Below are 15,760 nucleotides of genomic sequence, written 5' to 3'. Positions count from 1 at the left end.
ATCAAGTATACTTTGTTTAGGAGATATATTATGGATAGAAAAATAGACGATTTTCATTTACTGGAATTTGATACTGTCATTGATGTAGACCATCTTGTGACTGTACATTATTTCGAGTACTCTAAAAACTATATATTTGAAGGTGAAAAACACAACTTTTGGGAGTTTCTTTACGTTGACAAGGGCCAGGTTCAAGTCATGGCAGATGATCGAAGGTTTATTTTAAAACAAGGAGAAATTATTTTTCATAAACCCAATGAATGGCATACTGTTCGTGCAGATGGCAAAGTTGCGCCAAACCTAGTCGTCATCGCCTTCAACTGTCTTTCTGATGCTATGAGTCATTTGGAGAATAAGGTTATCACCTTAGAAAACCCTTTAAAGGTCCATTTAGGAACAATAGTAAAAGAAGCCAAACATGCCTACTCTTCCAATCTTGCTGATCCTAGTTTGAAGAAGTATCAAAGAAGAGAAAAAGGTAAGTTCGGTTCAGAGCAGTTGATTAAACTCTATTTGGAACTTTTGTTAATCGAACTTATCAGAAATGAAAATAACTTGAAGCTGGTCACTAGGACTTCTCCAGATATTAGAGAGTATGTTCAAGAAGAAAAGGTCAACATTATCATTAATTTTCTTAAAGACAATCTTCATAAGAGTCTTTCACTTGATGACATAAGCAGGCAGACACTACTTTCTAAATCATCACTTCAAAAGCTTTTCAAGGAAAATATGAATGTCAGTATTATGGAGTACTTCAAGCATCTTAAAATCAAAGAAGCCAAGGTTCTTATTAGAGAAAACAACCATAACTTTACTGAGATTTCAGCCATTTTAGGTTACAACTCTATTCATTATTTTTCTAGAATCTTTAAAAACGTTACAGGCATGACCCTGTCTGAATATGCAAACTCTGTAAAGAGTTTGATAGATAACAACCACTAAAAAAAGTAAGCAATGCTTACTTTTTCTCATTTTCATTATAGGCAAATCGCCATGCATCTTCACACATTTGATTAAGGTCATACTTGGCATGCCAGTCAAGCAGTCTATTAGCTTTCTCAACACAGGCATAACAAGAAGCGATGTCACCTGGTCTTCTAGATGTAATCTTATAGTTTACTGACCTCTCAGAGGCCTTTTCATAAGCTTTAACTACCTGTAAAACTGAATAACCATTGCCAGTGCCGAGATTTATGGCCTCTGCACCAGCGTTATTTCTCACATAATCAAGGGCCTTAAGATGACCTCGTGCTAGGTCAACAACATGGATATAGTCTCTAACACCTGTACCATCAAGCGTCTTGTAATCATCTCCAAAAACACACAGACAATCCAGCTCGCCTGTAGCCACCTTGGATACATAAGGTAAGAGATTATTGGGAATATCATTTGGATCTTCACCAATCAAACCACTTTTATGGGCACCAATTGGATTGAAATATCTTAAAAGCGTTATGGACCACTCTGGGTCTGCTGTATAAACGTCTCTTAAAATATCTTCAATCATTCGTTTGCTTGCACCATAAGGATTGGTTGTTGATAAATCATAGTCTTCTCTAAAAGGCACTTGTGGATTATTGCCATAAACGGTAGCTGAAGATGAGAAAACCATCTTCTTACACCCGTATTTTTTCATGACCTTTAATACTTCTAAAGTACCGGTAATGTTATTGTCATAATAGTAAATAGGTTTATTAACAGACTCACCCACTGCCTTCAAACCAGCAAAATGTATAACTGCTTCTACAGCATGATTTGAAAATATTTTTTCAAGTATGTCAGGGTCTCTAATATCTCCTTGGTAAAATGCCGGTCTTTTTTCTGTAATTGAATGGATTTTATCAAGTACCTGAAGTTTGGAATTAGATAGGTTATCTAAGATGATGAGTTCTTCATTCTTTTCGACCATTTCAACAACTGTATGACTGCCTATATAACCTAAGCCACCTGTAACTAATATCATAGATCACCTAAACCATTTCATCATAGAATGACTTGATATCAACAGACTTGCCACTTAATCTTGAATGTTCTGCAGCAAAAGCCATGACATGACTTTCAACAGAGACATCTGCAGATGTTAGAGCCTTTCCTTCTTGTCCCTTTAAAAGACTGACAAAGTCATTCATAATACCTGTATCACCACCATTATGACCGCCTGTTAAAACTTCAGGTTCGATAAGTGTATAGTCTTCATTACCAAAAAGACGTACTTCAATTTGGTTTTTCGTGTCTATGCCTCTGATTTCTCCCTTAGTCCCCATTATCTTCAAAGTTCTATTTTGCTCTTCAGTAAAAGCACTTAAGTTAAATGTAGCTGTGATGCCCTTTTCAAACTCCATGATCGTTACCTGATGATCACAGACATTGTTGTCACACTTATAAGCGCATCTGCCGTATGGACCATTTTCTAAAGCCTCAGTTAAGGCCACTTCTGTTTGAATATCTGTTACAACTGTTGTTGGCCATGTCCCAAGTCTTTTATAATAGAGCTTCTTGGCACTGTAAGGACATGTTTCTTCAACACCACATGATAAACATCTATCAGACGCACCTTCAGGTTGATTGTCTGCTTTAAAATGGCTTAGACTGCCAAAAGATGATATTTTCTTACAACGCTGACCCACCAGCCATAAAACGATGTCCATATCATGACAAGACTTGGCTAAAATGATTGGACTAGATTCATCAGAGTTTCTCCAATTGCCTCTTACAAAACTGTGGGCCATATGGTAATAAGCGATGTTTTCATTATGTTGAACACTCATGACTTCACCAATGACACCCTCTTCAATAAGGGATTTTATCTTGGCAAAGAAAGGTGTATATCTTAAGACATGACAAATCATAAATGTATTGTCGAACTTCTTGGCAAGCTCTCCTAGTTGAACCGTTTCTTTTAAATCATTTGACATGGGCTTTTCTAAAAGAACATCATAACCTTTTTCAAGAGCCAACTTAGTCGGTTCGAAGTGCATATCATCTTGAGTTGCTATGATGATGCCATCTGCTAGTTTATCTACTGCTAATAACTCTTCCCATGAACTAAATACATTTTCTGGTGAGATATGATGCTGGTTGACAAAATCTTCTCTTTTTAATGGATTTGGCTCTGCAACAGCAACGAACTCAACAGTGTCCTTATGGCTATGACCATATGCACCATACCTGTCTTTGCCTCTATCTCCTGCACCTATTACTGCAATTTTTACTTTTGACATTTTGCCTCCTAACCCTTGCTGCCTGTATGGCTTAAGCCTTCTATAAACTGCTTTTGGAAAATAATAAATATAACGATCATTGGTAATACTGCAAGTACTGAACCTGCCATATTAAGTGGATAATTGACAAAGTGCTCGCCCTTTAAAGATGCAAGACCTGCAGATAAAGTCATCTTATCTACCGAAGTGTTAACAATTAAAGGCCACATCAATTGGTTCCATGAATCCAGAATACAGGTGATGGCAAGAGCCGTAAGACCTGGCTTTACGATTGGCATCATGATTCTAGAATATATTTGGAAGTGATTACAGCCATCCAGTATTGCCGCTTCCTCTAGTTCTTTAGGTATCTGCATAAAAAACTGCTTCATCAAGAAGGTACCGAATGCAGAGAATAAACCTGGAAGAACCAAAGCTGTGATTGTATTGGTTAATTTTAACTTAGCGATTATCATGAACTGTGGTAAAAGAAATGTTTGCCCTGGTATCATAAGAATCGATAACATGACGACAAATATAATATTCTTAAATGGAAATTCCAACCTTGCAAAAGCATAACCTGCCATTGAACAAAAGATAATCTGGCCAATGGTTCTTATAAATGTATATAAGAAGGTGTTGATATAGAATTTCATAAATGGCAGTGTCTGTTGTACATCTGCATAGTTTGACCACTGGGCCTTTTCTGGGAAAATGGTTGGTGGCACCATGGTTGACTCTCCTAAGGTTTTAAGAGAAGTCAAAACCATCCAGATAAAAGGTGTAATGGTAATCAATAAACCAGCTATTAAAAAGACATGCGTATAGGTCTTATAGCGGTTGTTTTTTGCTTTTTTGAAAATCGATTGCTTCTTTACGCCTACTTCCATATCCCCTCCTAATAGTTTACCCATTTCTTTTGTAGCTTAAGCTGTACAACTGTCACAAGCATAATAATGACAAAGATAACAATTGAAATAGCTGCTGCATAACCCTTGTCATGCCACTCGAATGCATACTTATAGAATAAGTAAACAATTGACTTTGTTTCATCAATGGCCAGACTGGATGTACCGATCATCAAGAAGATCAAATCAAACACCTGGAAGGCCTTTATCAAAGACATGATCATAACAAAGAATATCGAAGGTGATAAGAGCGGCAGTGTAATCTTGAAAAATTGATGAACCGGTGTTGCACCATCTATGGATGCGGCTTCGTAATATGACTTCGGTATGCCTTGTAGTCCAGCTAAAAGGATGATCATATTGAAACCGACGCCCATCCAAACTGATACGATAACCAAGGCAATCATGGCAAATCTAGGATCTGCAATCCAAGATGGACCATCTATGCCAAAGCTTCCTAATAAAATATTAATAAGACCGTGACTACCATTAAACAACCATTTCCATACCATTGCAATGGCAGCTGGCATGGTAACAGCTGGTAGGAAGTAAAGGGTTCTATAGATACCAATGCCCTTTATTTTAGAATTTAAAAGTACTGCAAGTACTATTGAAATAAATATTGTCAGTGGTACTGATAGTACAACATATTTAAAGGTATTAGATAATGTTTTAGCAACTTCTGGATCAGAAAATATTCTCACATAGTTATCAAATCCTATAAAGTTCCAGTTTCCAAATGATCCTAAGTTGGTAAAAGAATAAAATACATTTTGAAAAAATGCCCCTACATAAAAAATTGCAAGACCTAATACAGTTGGCAGAATAAGCAAGTATGCCCACATATGCTCTGACTTTAATCGCTTTTTACGAGGTTTCTTATTTGTGACTACAGTATCTACCATACTGATAAGCCTCCTTCTTTATGAAGTGTGGCTCATAAGAGCCACACAATATTACTTACCTAATAATTCATTCATTTTAGTATCAATCTCTTTAGCACCATCTTCTACAGAAATTTGGCCATTCCAAATCTGCTTTAAAATATCGCCTTGTGCGTCTGCCCACATACTAGATTCTGCAGATGGATACATTTTTGCATATGGTAACATATCTACATAAGCCTGTAGGTTGATATCAGGATAAGAGTTTACCCAGAGCTCTAATGAATCTGCATGTGATGGAATAACAACACCAGACTTCGCCCAGATATCACTGGCTTCCTTACTAGCTAAAAATTCTACCAACTTCCAAGCTTCTTCAGGGTGTTTGGTATCTGCAGCCACTGCGTTGATTAAACCGTGAATAACTGCACCCTTATCCTTAATTGTTGGTAGCATTACAAGATCAAGCTTGTCCTTTACCATTTCATTTTCCATGAAAGGTTTTACATTCCACGATGCTCCAAATAACATGGCAACTTTTCCTGAAGTAAACATATCGTTTTCAGAAGTATCTGTTAACTGCTCAATTGTAGGTGATACACCACTATCTAACATATCCATCCAAACTTGTATACCTTTAACGGTTTCAGCTTGGCCATATCCAGAAGATTTTCTATCATCTGATAAGACATAACCACCTGCAGCTGCAATTGTGTTGTATAAACCAGTCTGATTGTCTCCTGTAACAGCAGCAGTACCATATATACCATTGTCTGCATCCGTAAGCTTTTCAGCGGCTGCCATCATATCATCCCAAGTCCAGTCGTTGCTTGGATAATCCAGTCCAGCATTGTCAAATAACTCCTTGTTGTACCAAAGTGCTGTCGTATCCCAGTCTTTAGCGATACCATATAACTGATCATTATAGGTATATAAATCTAATAAACCTTGTGGGTACTTTGATAAATCAATATCAGATGATTTGATTCTTTGGTCTAAAGACATCAACATGCCATTTTTAGCGTAGTTGATAAATCTAGGACCATTCATCCAAAAGACATCCGGCATAGAAGAAGCTGTTGCAGCTGTTTCCATTTTAGTCCAGTACTGCTTATAAGGTGTTAACTGAACATTGACCTTAATATCTGGATTTTTTTCTTCAAAGACCTTTATTATCTCTTGCATGACTGGTTCTTGATCCTTGTTCCAAAGTGCAAACTCAAGTGTTACTGGCCCTTGATCTTTCGCCTCTTCTTTAGCACAGCCTACAAACATGCCCGCTAACATCAGTAAGACAATTGTTATTGCTATCATTTTTTTAAACATTTTTCATCCCCCTTAAATGTTTTATTTGCAACATTCAGACACAACTGATTGCATTGCCTCTAAACGCTCCTCCATAACTTCAACAAATCTAAATTGGTTCTTTGCTCTGATTAGATTATGTTTTTCCTTATGCACCTTAAAGTAGACATCGCCTTCTAGGTAGTCCGTTATAAACCTAATGCCACACTCTAAGGTCATCAAGATAGCTGCCATAGGCAGTAGTTCTATTTCTCTACTTGTAAAGTCATCTTTCAAGACAGATAGAAAGCCTTTAGAAAAAGCCTCAAATCTTTCCATGTTGAAATCTAACTTATCTAAATCTTCCTCATCTTCAGCAACTGTAGAACCACATGACCTAATAGCATCACCAAAATCATATAGCGCACTACCTGGCATAACGGTATCTAAATCAATAACGCACAAGCCTTTGTGGGTCTCTACATCCATGAGTACATTGTTTAACTTGGTATCATTGTGGGTGACTCTAAGCGGTATTGCCTTAGAAGCCAAGCCATCTGTAATCAAACTTAAAATGCCAACTCTCTCTCTTACAAATTTGATTTCATCTAAACATGACTGATTGAGTCCTTCAGGGTTGTCTTTTACAATTTTCTCAAACTTCTCATATCTGATTGGTGTATGATGAAAATCCTTAATGGTCTCACCCAGTCGATCTGCCGGAAAATCTTTTAAGAGCTTTTGAAACTCACCAAAGGCTTTTCCTGCTTCATACAAGAGGTCTACATTTTCTGTGAAAGTATAACCAATAGAATCTTTTACAAAGATATATGCTCTAAAGAATTCACCCAATTCACTTTTAAAATAGGCCTGATTATCTAAAGTCCTAACAAGTGTTAAAACTTGATAGTCATCTTGCATTTCATCTTTAACAATGTCTGATAAATAAGATGTCACAACTTCAATGTTTTCCATTAGAACTTCAGTCTCTGTAAATATGGTATGGTTAACTCTTTGAAGTATGTAGATATTTTCATTTTCAAACTCATCCAAATAAGTTACCTTGTATGTATCATTGATATGTCCGTCGCCATAAGCCACAGCAGATTTGAAGTGACCTTCAAAACTGAACTTACTACATATCTCCTTTATATCTGTTCTCAAACTTATCCCTCCCAAAGATTTCTTGGATATACACCCTTTTCTACCAAACTCTCAATTGAGCCTTGTACAAAAGGTTTATCTGCTGCATAAGTAACACCAAACCACTTTTCATCCGTTTTAATCACATCTACTTGAATTTTATTTTCTTTTATCATTGCATCTACAACATAAGGTAAAAAATATTCACATTTAAGAGGATTCATAGACATGTTCTTAACTAAGAAGTCTTTTAAACCAAGGTTTATTTCATCTAAAAGTCTTTCTGTGAAACCCCAAAGATTCATAGAAACAATGGATGAATCATCTATGTCATAAGTGACGTTTTCTTCTACATAAACCGTACCCTTGCTTGCTTTTTCTATACGTGTTCTTTCAACGATAGTCATTAACTTGCCTTTTTCAACTTGACATACGCCTCTTGCAACCGATCCATTTTCAGTTAGAGTATTTTTTAACTCATAACCGATGAGTGAAAAGTTGTCATGATCAGATAGGTGATTAAACACTTTTACATAAGCATCTCTGCCATAGAAGTCATCTGCATTGATGACTGCAAACGGGCCCTTAATAAGATTTCTTGCTGCGTAAATCGCATGGGCTGTTCCCCAAGGTTTTACTCTGCCTTCTGGTATATCTACAGGTACATCATCTAAAGCTTGAACAACATACTCAATATCTATTTTTCCCTTAAGCTTTCTACCAACTATATCTTTAAAATCATCCTCTATCGATTGACTGATGATAAAAATAACTTTTTCAAATCCGGCTTGTATGGCATCATAAATGGAATACTCGATAATCCATTCACCACAGGGTCCTACTGGATCCATTTGTTTTAAACCGCCATATCTGCTGCCTATACCAGCAGCCATTACTACTAAACATGGTTTCATTTGGTCACCTCTCTTGTAAAAAATAATACAGGAAGATTTCATTTATGGCTTTGCACAATCGAGCCAAAAAATTGTACAAAAAAAGTATCACTGAGGATACTTTTCATAAATTCTTATTAATTTGGCCTTTAAAAGTTGTTCTGTAGAGGATTGAAACCTCTTACTTAATTGCCTTACTTTCTTTTCTTCTAAATCATTGTCAAAAGCCATTGTTACATATGCTTTTTCTTGATCTTTAAGGTCAACTTTCATGTTTACTGGATAGAGTTTGGTCATGGCCTGACAAAGTTGAACAAGAGGATGTTCTCTTGAATCCTGGTGCATGCTTGACTCATATATATGTTTTACAATAGGCACATTTGTGCCTAGCTTCATCTCTTTAATTTCAAAGGAAATTTTTTCAACCACTGATTTCACCAACCTTCCTTTTAGGCATAAGATAAGGTAGAGACACACTTAATATGATCAAAATACCACCTGTAACCACATGCATGGTAATGGCCTCTTTTAAAAGCATCCATGCAAAAATAACAGCAAAGAATGGTTCTAAAGTAAATATTAAAGTCACCGTTGAAGAAGACAACTTGCCTTGAATGATGTTTAAGAAATAGAAAAATGCACCTGTCAAAACCAGTGACAAAAATGCCAAGGTCAACCACTCAGAGCCAGTAAAATCAAAGTTAGGTGTCTCGAAAGCAAACATAAAGATACTCGAAAAAACGCCTACTGTAGTCAACTGGACTGCAGTAAATACATCTGTATCATACTTCTTTACATTGTGTTCTATGGATACTGTATAAACAGCAAAAATAATGGTTCCTATTAAGGTGATAAAATCACCCCTATTCAAACTCGAAAAATCATTCAATGTAATCAAAGCCAGACCTAAAATAGCTATGATGGTCTGAAACCAAGTTAATCTATCTGTTTTAACTCTTGTTCTAATATAAACAACAGCTGGAATAAAAATCACAGTTGAGCCAACGATAAAAGCGTTTTTAGCAACACTTGTATACTTAAGGCCTTCCATATGACAATAATACATAGCGAATAATAAAAATCCAGATGTCACAGCTGCTTTTATAAGTGATTTATTAGGATTAAACCTTTTGGTTACCATTAGTAATAACATCAACGACAGACCGCCTCCAATGAATCGAATGGTTAAAAAATTAAAAACCCCTAAGTTAGCAAGCAAGGGTTTTGTTAGACCAAAAGAAAGTCCCCACATAGCAACAACTGCTATTAAAAATGCTTCATATTTTATATTCTTCATACAACCACCTCAAGACTATTATATAGCCTAAGCTCAAGAAAAACCTTTTCTATAAATACAAAAAAAAGCCTATTGCTTTTCAAAAATTACAATAGGTTAAACTTTTCTCTATTCATATTGAGTTCATGTAGATGAACAGCCATGGCTAAACTCTCATACTGCATGCCTTCTAGTCTTTCTAGGTTTAGAAGATCTTTGATCTTTCTCACTCGATACCTTATGGTATTTTGATGCTGATACAAGATATCAGATGCCTTTTTTATATCACCGTCACCATTGATGTAGGCAATGGCTGTTTCTAATAAACCCGATTGGTATTTTTCATCGTAAGACTCAAGTGTTTGGATCATCTTTCTATAATAATCGGAAACAACTGGTTGATCCAGTAAAGGCAATAAAACTTGGAAAACACCAATATCGCCATAATGGACTTTTGATTTATCTTTATAACAAGCAAACTTTAAAGATGTAAGGGCTTGATTGAGTGCATATCCTAACTGAGTTAAATCATTCATCACATCAGAAAAACCCATGGTATAGTTTTGATTTAACTTTAAAAGTTCAAGTATGGGTTCTAACTTTATTTCATCTGTATGTTTACTGACAATTAAGAGATAGCCATCTTTCCAAGGAAACAAAGCATGTTCCTTATCTAAAAGTTTTTGACAAGACCTAATATCCAGCCTCAATTGAGACTTTGCCTTAGGCTTAATCATGCAAACAAGATGATGTTCCTTAAAGGACCTGTTAAGTTCATAAGCTTCAAACCTTACATTATGAGGTGCTAAGGTATTGGACATGATTTTATCTAAAATATCCACTTGCTTTTGCAGGTACTTGTGTGTATTTACAAGCCCGTCTATATCTAAAATAAGTTCTTCTATATATGTGTCATCAAACAAGAACAATGGGTAGTTGTGTTTATTGGCTATTTGTATGGCATCTTCAGGTATTTCATTAAAGATCTTGGTTTTTATTGCAAAACAAGATGTCTGCGCTTGAATCAAAGCCTCAACAAATCCTGCTATTTTTTCAGGTTGATCTTTTATCATAGGTAAGTTTGAAAAAATCATTTCACCCTTGTAAGCGAGTGTCCTCATTTCCTCAGCTGTTTCATGGTCTATAAAACCGCCTTTTGAAACCATTCTTTCTAGGCCACCAGCTCCAGCAACAAGGCGAAATGAGTTGAATCTTTTTAGTTTAAGTACTTCATGTATTGTTATCATTTAGACCCCCTACCCACATGATACCACATCATGATTTATCCTTCACTCAGATTCTAAAAAAAAGTCACCTATTTCTAAGTGACTCTATTTCTTCCGTTCGATTTAGATTGATAAAGTTTATCGTCTGCATCCTTTACCAAATCTTTAATAGCCATATGGTTGGAGATACTTGAAACACCAATACTGCAAGTTACCTGGCCAACATCCACAAACTTTAATGAAGCGATATAAGACCTTATCTTTTCAGCAACTTGACGTGCTTCGTTCAGGTCGGTGTTTGGGCATATGACTAAAAACTCCTCACCACCCCACCTGCCTACTATATCTACAGCCCTTGTCACATTCATAAGTACATTGGCAATACGTTTAAGAATCCTGTCTCCTACCAAATGACCATGAACATCGTTGACTAGTTTAAACCTGTCTACATCCATTATCATGATAGAAAAGTCTTCCTGATACCTGATAAAACGGTCGTACTCGTTTAATAGGGCTTCGTCTAAGCTTCTTCTATTAGTAAGGCCAGTCAAACCATCTGTAACAGACATGTGCTTGAGCTTTTGATTTAAGAGCTCTAGCTCTTTGTTTTTTTCAATTAGGTCTTTGGTTCTTTCAGACACAAGCGCTTCTAATTGATTGTAGTGGATGGCATTTTGGAGTGAAACCGCTATTTGAGAAGATAATATGGACAAGAACTCTGTCCTCTCTTTAGAGAAGACTTCCTCTACCATGTCATTTTCGAGAATGACCATACCATTCACTTCATTTTGCACAATCAATGGATAAACTAAAAGTGACTGTATATTGTTTTTTACCAAGTAATCATCATTTTTAAATAAGTCATCATGGGCAACCTGACCCAGTCTGACAATCTTTTTACTCTTCAACACATAGTTTATAACCTTGGTTGGTAAGGTGACATCCCCATCCGAGCTCATTTTATAGTCAAAGTCCGTATCAATTGAAGCTACCCGCGTCTCATTTTCATAAGATATCAAAATAGCCTTTGTTGCACCTGCATTTTCTAGAAGTACATACAAGGTGTTTTTCATCAGTGATGCCAAGTTGATTTCCTTGGCTATAAACTGATTGAGTTTTAAAATAGACTGCATATCCATTCGACTGGATATGTCTGAAGAAACACTGTTGTTAATGGTGGTTACATTGGACTTAAATCCTTCGGTATGAATGAGTTTTTTGGCCTTAGCAACTGCTCCCCACCTGTTGTAGGCCTTATAGGCTGTATTTAAGTAATAAGACGACAGCTCAAAGTGTTCAATGCTTTGATAGTATTCAGAGAGTCTTTCTCTATAGATAGCTTCATCATTGATGTACCGGTATGAAACAACTTCCTTTAGAGCCGCCTCATAATCATTGATGGCTGTTTCGTCACCGACAACCGCTTTTCTTTCAGCTGATAAAATGAGCAGTCTATGCCTGAAGTTCAAATGCGTCTTTAGGCCGCTTAACTTGTTTATACATTCATCAACAGCTTCTAAATTATCTGGCGCACTGCCAAACAATTTTAACCTTATTAAAGCCATATACTCATAATAAAGGTAGACATGGATCAAGCCGGTGCCACCTTCAAGACATGCACCTAAAGCCTTTGCATGTGTAAAAGCCAGTTCATAATTTTTAAATATATAGGCAATATACATTTTCGAAAAATGGTAGACCAATAAACCTGTCACATGGTGATTCTTTTCCATATCAGCAACTAGGATACTTTCATCAAATATATCCTTAAAAGCAAGGGACTCATCGTCTAGGTCTATGAGCTTGTTAATGGCTTCCTGATAGATATATTGGAACAAACATACATTGCCTTGATTCATTTGTAAAAGTGAAGAAGTGTATATTTCAAATCGATCCCTTAGCTTGAAAAGCTGCCTACCAGCTATAAATGATAGGTTACAATAGGCATGGCCCGAGTAGCCTGCATAGGCATAATCTCCATACTCTACACCCAAGTTATAGCCTTCTTCTAACAGTTCCAAACTCTTGTTAAAATGTGTAGAAAGATACATGATATGCTGGCCCACAACCATATTGACTTTTGGTATTTCAAACGGCACCTTAAGCTTCTTTACAAGATCTAAAGCCAGCTGACCATAGGCAACACCTTCTTTAATCATGCCCATGGAACCTGAAACAATGGTACCAAAGAAACTGTAACCAAAAGCACTTTCTGGACAGTTACCATAATCTAAAGAAATCTCTAACATCTTGATAATCACCAAAAGGAGAATTTGTGGTGCTAAGTTAAAAAGAAGTGGAATCATACCAGCTAGCAAGGTCATTTCCTTCATCTTGGACTTGTTTTTCATTAGTGGCAGATATAAGAGTGACTCAATTGACCGGTTATCCAATTTTTTCATAAGGCCAGCCATGGCATCTTGATAATCTTTCATGGTGACATCTATTGAAAGTTTTATACCAAAATCATTAAGTGCTTGTATGGTCGTATGGACGCCCTTGTCCTGCATTTGACGATCCAGATAAGAGTTGATTTCTAGGGTATAGACATCCACCAAATCATACGGAGACTCAACTACCTTTTTAGCTAGTAGAATGGTTTTATCGAGTTTTTCAAAATCACCTACTTGATAATAAAGTTTAACCAAATTATTTAAAATTACAATCTTCTTGGAATACTGTACAAAAACTTTTTCAAGCATATATTCATAATAGAAAATTGCATTAGCATACATCATTTGATTCATTGCCTTGTCAGACGCACTTAAAAGAACATCTTTTAACTCAGTAAAATCTGGTTTAATGCCCTGTTTCATTGCAACTGATAAATGACTTGCCACCGTCATCACATCACCTAGTGACTTTGAATGTAAGAGCTTTGCTATTTTTATGTGGACTGGCACCTTATCTCCAAGCTGATAGGCAGCAAAATGAATTTGATCATGGGTATAAACATAAATATAACGACTCAGAGAGACAATCATATCTTCTTGTTCTAAAAAGTCTAACTGCCTCATAAGTTCATCTTCAGAGACAACCAAAAGATTAGCCAGAACACGTATATCAAACTCATAACCAATACAAGCAGAGGCAAAGAGAATTTGCTGTTTAAACAAATCAAAGCTAAGCATTTTCTCTTTCAAAAGCTCCGCTACATTTTCACTGACACTGACTTTTTTGACACAGGACAAATCATAATGCCAAGTGTCCTCATAATAGATACACTTTTCCTCATACATCCTGTATAAAAGCTGTTTGATGTAAAAAGGATTACCTACAGACTTTCTATATACTGCATCTACAATGCCATCTTTGCTGTGAGAAAAGGCATCAAGTAATATTTCGTTTATATGTTTGTAGTCCAGTCTACCTAATTCAATTGCTTCATAAGTAGATAACTTTTCCATAAATAGCTGCAATATATGAGACTTATCAATATCCTCCTGTCGGTAAGCACCAACAAGCATCATATACTTGATCTCATCAGACGACAAAATTTCTTCTAAAATTATGCGACTTGAATAGTCCATCCATTGCAAGTCATCTAAAAAAATGACAACAGGATGTTCTTTATGACTAATACTCTTAAAAAATTGGACCAAACCTGCAATGTATCTGTTACGATTCTCATCGAAGTTATCTGAAAAAGTTTGTTCTTCTTCTTCTAATAAAAGGCCAAGTTCAGGCACAAGTGAAAGTAAAACACTGATATTTGACTTATTAAAATGTTTCTTCCAAGCTTCAATGTATTCATCTTTTTCCATCAGAAGAACATTTAGATACTCCAACATAATTGACCTGATGACATGGTAGGAATCCTGAGAAGCCTGGGTAAACTTGCCACTTAAAAAATAACCCTTGTCTAAGGACACAGTATGATAAAGTTCCTTAATAAATGTTGTTTTACCGATACCTGATTTTCCAGATACAAACACCATCTTCTTACCGGCTTGTCTGCATGCCTGCCAATAAGCTTTCAGTTTTGACAAGTCATTGTCTCTACCGTAAACCTTATCAGGTAGTATCAAGGTTTCAAAGCGGTCAAAGGAAGCTAGAGCAAAGTCAGCTGACCTATAATTGTCTAAATCATATAAGATACCATTTAAAGATTGGTATCTTTCGTTGACATTTTTAGAAAGCATTTTATCAACTATATCAGATAAGTTCTTTGGAAAATACTCTATCTTTTCTGCAAGTGGTTGAGGTTTTATGGCCAAATGCGCATGAATCAAAGATAAATAATCCTCTTGTACAAAAGGTCTTTCAGAGGCAAATAACTCATATAATGTAATGCCAAGAGAATAAATATCACTTCTATAGTCTATGGTTCTATTCATTCTTCCTGTTTGCTCAGGTGATACATAAGGCAGTGTCCCCTGCAGATGTTTGGGTTGAGCAAAAGAGACCTTTTGACTGTTGGATCTAATAGAAAGGTTAAAGTCAATGATTACCGCTTTTTTAGATATACCATTCCAAATAATATTAGATGGATTGATATCTTTATGAATCAAATGATAAGCATGAATAACCGACAAGGCTTCTATTATCTTTTTAGCGATTTCTACTTTTTCCTTAAGGTGCAAGTGCCCTCTCTGAATCAAGTTACTGAGGTTTTCACCCTCGACAAACTCAGTTATTAAGGCGAGTTCCGCCCCTTGTTTGAATTCAACTAAGTTGATGACTCTGTCATCATCAAAGTTGGATATATTCTTATACTCTCTTAATAGCAACTCCTCAGCATGATGGTTGCTATAGGTATCTAATGTTTTATATGCTACGTATCTGTCATAATTCAGATCAAATGCCTTATAAACAACAATCCCATTACTCGTCTGTATTTCCTCTATTTCCCTGTATCTGTTTTCGTTTAACATAATTCACCTCAATAGACCATATACCCCTAAAAAAACAAAATAAAAAAGAGATTTGAATAATTTCAAATCTCT

12 protein-coding genes are annotated in these 15,760 nt (G+C 36.0%); 1 reads left to right on the top strand and 11 read right to left on the bottom strand.

Annotated features, from left to right (window positions below; all coding sequences use genetic code 11):
- The first annotated feature begins 30 nt into the window (after window positions 1-30).
- On the top strand, window positions 31-942 hold the full coding sequence (locus tag EZV73_RS12640; protein ID WP_240840692.1) for an AraC family transcriptional regulator: 912 nt from the start codon (window positions 31-33) through the stop codon (window positions 940-942).
- 16 nt (window positions 943-958) lie between these two features.
- Here the strand turns inward: EZV73_RS12640 and galE are convergent, their stop codons facing one another.
- From galE to EZV73_RS12585, 11 genes are all read right to left on the bottom strand, one after another.
- Window positions 959-1,963, bottom strand: coding sequence for a UDP-glucose 4-epimerase GalE (gene galE / locus EZV73_RS12635; RefSeq protein WP_240840691.1), 1,005 nt, complete (start codon window positions 1,961-1,963; stop codon window positions 959-961).
- Window positions 1,964-1,970: 7 nt separating this feature from the next.
- The gene (locus EZV73_RS12630; RefSeq protein ID WP_240840690.1) at window positions 1,971-3,221 is read right to left on the bottom strand and encodes a Gfo/Idh/MocA family protein; all 1,251 of its coding nucleotides are present in this window, start codon (window positions 3,219-3,221) and stop codon (window positions 1,971-1,973) included.
- 8 nt (window positions 3,222-3,229) lie between these two features.
- The gene (locus tag EZV73_RS12625) at window positions 3,230-4,090 is read right to left on the bottom strand and encodes a carbohydrate ABC transporter permease (protein ID WP_240840689.1); all 861 of its coding nucleotides are present in this window, start codon (window positions 4,088-4,090) and stop codon (window positions 3,230-3,232) included.
- An 8-nt stretch (window positions 4,091-4,098) separates the two neighbouring features.
- Complete coding sequence (locus EZV73_RS12620; protein WP_240840688.1) at window positions 4,099-5,013, bottom strand: carbohydrate ABC transporter permease; 915 nt, start codon at window positions 5,011-5,013, stop codon at window positions 4,099-4,101.
- 51 nt (window positions 5,014-5,064) lie between these two features.
- Window positions 5,065-6,318, bottom strand: coding sequence for a sugar ABC transporter substrate-binding protein (locus EZV73_RS12615; RefSeq protein ID WP_240840687.1), 1,254 nt, complete (start codon window positions 6,316-6,318; stop codon window positions 5,065-5,067).
- A gap of 21 nt (window positions 6,319-6,339) precedes the next feature.
- Complete coding sequence (locus EZV73_RS12610) at window positions 6,340-7,440, bottom strand: phosphotransferase enzyme family protein (RefSeq protein WP_240840686.1); 1,101 nt, start codon at window positions 7,438-7,440, stop codon at window positions 6,340-6,342.
- A gap of 2 nt (window positions 7,441-7,442) precedes the next feature.
- On the bottom strand, window positions 7,443-8,333 hold the full coding sequence (locus tag EZV73_RS12605) for a sugar phosphate nucleotidyltransferase (protein WP_240840685.1): 891 nt from the start codon (window positions 8,331-8,333) through the stop codon (window positions 7,443-7,445).
- Between the two features lie 87 nt (window positions 8,334-8,420).
- Window positions 8,421-8,750, bottom strand: coding sequence for a hypothetical protein (locus EZV73_RS12600; protein ID WP_240840684.1), 330 nt, complete (start codon window positions 8,748-8,750; stop codon window positions 8,421-8,423).
- A complete protein-coding gene (locus EZV73_RS12595) occupies window positions 8,734-9,609 on the bottom strand; it encodes a DMT family transporter (protein ID WP_240840683.1) in 876 nt (291 codons plus the stop codon). Before EZV73_RS12595 ends, EZV73_RS12600 begins: the two co-directional genes overlap by 17 nt.
- Window positions 9,610-9,695: 86 nt before the next feature.
- Window positions 9,696-10,835 carry a PucR family transcriptional regulator gene (locus EZV73_RS12590; protein ID WP_240840682.1) on the bottom strand — a complete coding sequence of 380 codons (1,140 nt, stop codon included), beginning with the start codon at window positions 10,833-10,835 and terminating at the stop codon, window positions 9,696-9,698.
- 74 nt (window positions 10,836-10,909) lie between these two features.
- Window positions 10,910-15,688, bottom strand: coding sequence for a diguanylate cyclase (locus EZV73_RS12585; protein ID WP_240840681.1), 4,779 nt, complete (start codon window positions 15,686-15,688; stop codon window positions 10,910-10,912).
- Window positions 15,689-15,760: the final 72 nt, after the last annotated feature.

Source organism: Acidaminobacter sp. JC074, from assembly GCF_022496765.1.
In the GTDB taxonomy this organism is placed as follows: domain Bacteria; phylum Bacillota; class Clostridia; order Peptostreptococcales; family Acidaminobacteraceae; genus JABXKX01.
Note: the sequence above shows the minus strand (reverse complement) of the source record. Positions and strands in the feature narration are given on the sequence as shown.

Coding starts and splice junctions, on each gene's coding strand:
- EZV73_RS12640 (WP_240840692.1), top strand. CDS start 31: ATGGATAGAAAAATAGACGATTTTCATTTACTGGAATTTGATACTGTC.
- galE (WP_240840691.1), bottom strand. CDS start 1,963: ATGATATTAGTTACAGGTGGCTTAGGTTATATAGGCAGTCATACAGTT.
- EZV73_RS12630 (WP_240840690.1), bottom strand. CDS start 3,221: ATGTCAAAAGTAAAAATTGCAGTAATAGGTGCAGGAGATAGAGGCAAA.
- EZV73_RS12625 (WP_240840689.1), bottom strand. CDS start 4,090: ATGGAAGTAGGCGTAAAGAAGCAATCGATTTTCAAAAAAGCAAAAAAC.
- EZV73_RS12620 (WP_240840688.1), bottom strand. CDS start 5,013: ATGGTAGATACTGTAGTCACAAATAAGAAACCTCGTAAAAAGCGATTA.
- EZV73_RS12615 (WP_240840687.1), bottom strand. CDS start 6,318: ATGTTTAAAAAAATGATAGCAATAACAATTGTCTTACTGATGTTAGCG.
- EZV73_RS12605 (WP_240840685.1), bottom strand. CDS start 8,333: ATGAAACCATGTTTAGTAGTAATGGCTGCTGGTATAGGCAGCAGATAT.
- EZV73_RS12595 (WP_240840683.1), bottom strand. CDS start 9,609: ATGAAGAATATAAAATATGAAGCATTTTTAATAGCAGTTGTTGCTATG.
- EZV73_RS12590 (WP_240840682.1), bottom strand. CDS start 10,835: ATGATAACAATACATGAAGTACTTAAACTAAAAAGATTCAACTCATTT.
- EZV73_RS12585 (WP_240840681.1), bottom strand. CDS start 15,688: ATGTTAAACGAAAACAGATACAGGGAAATAGAGGAAATACAGACGAGT.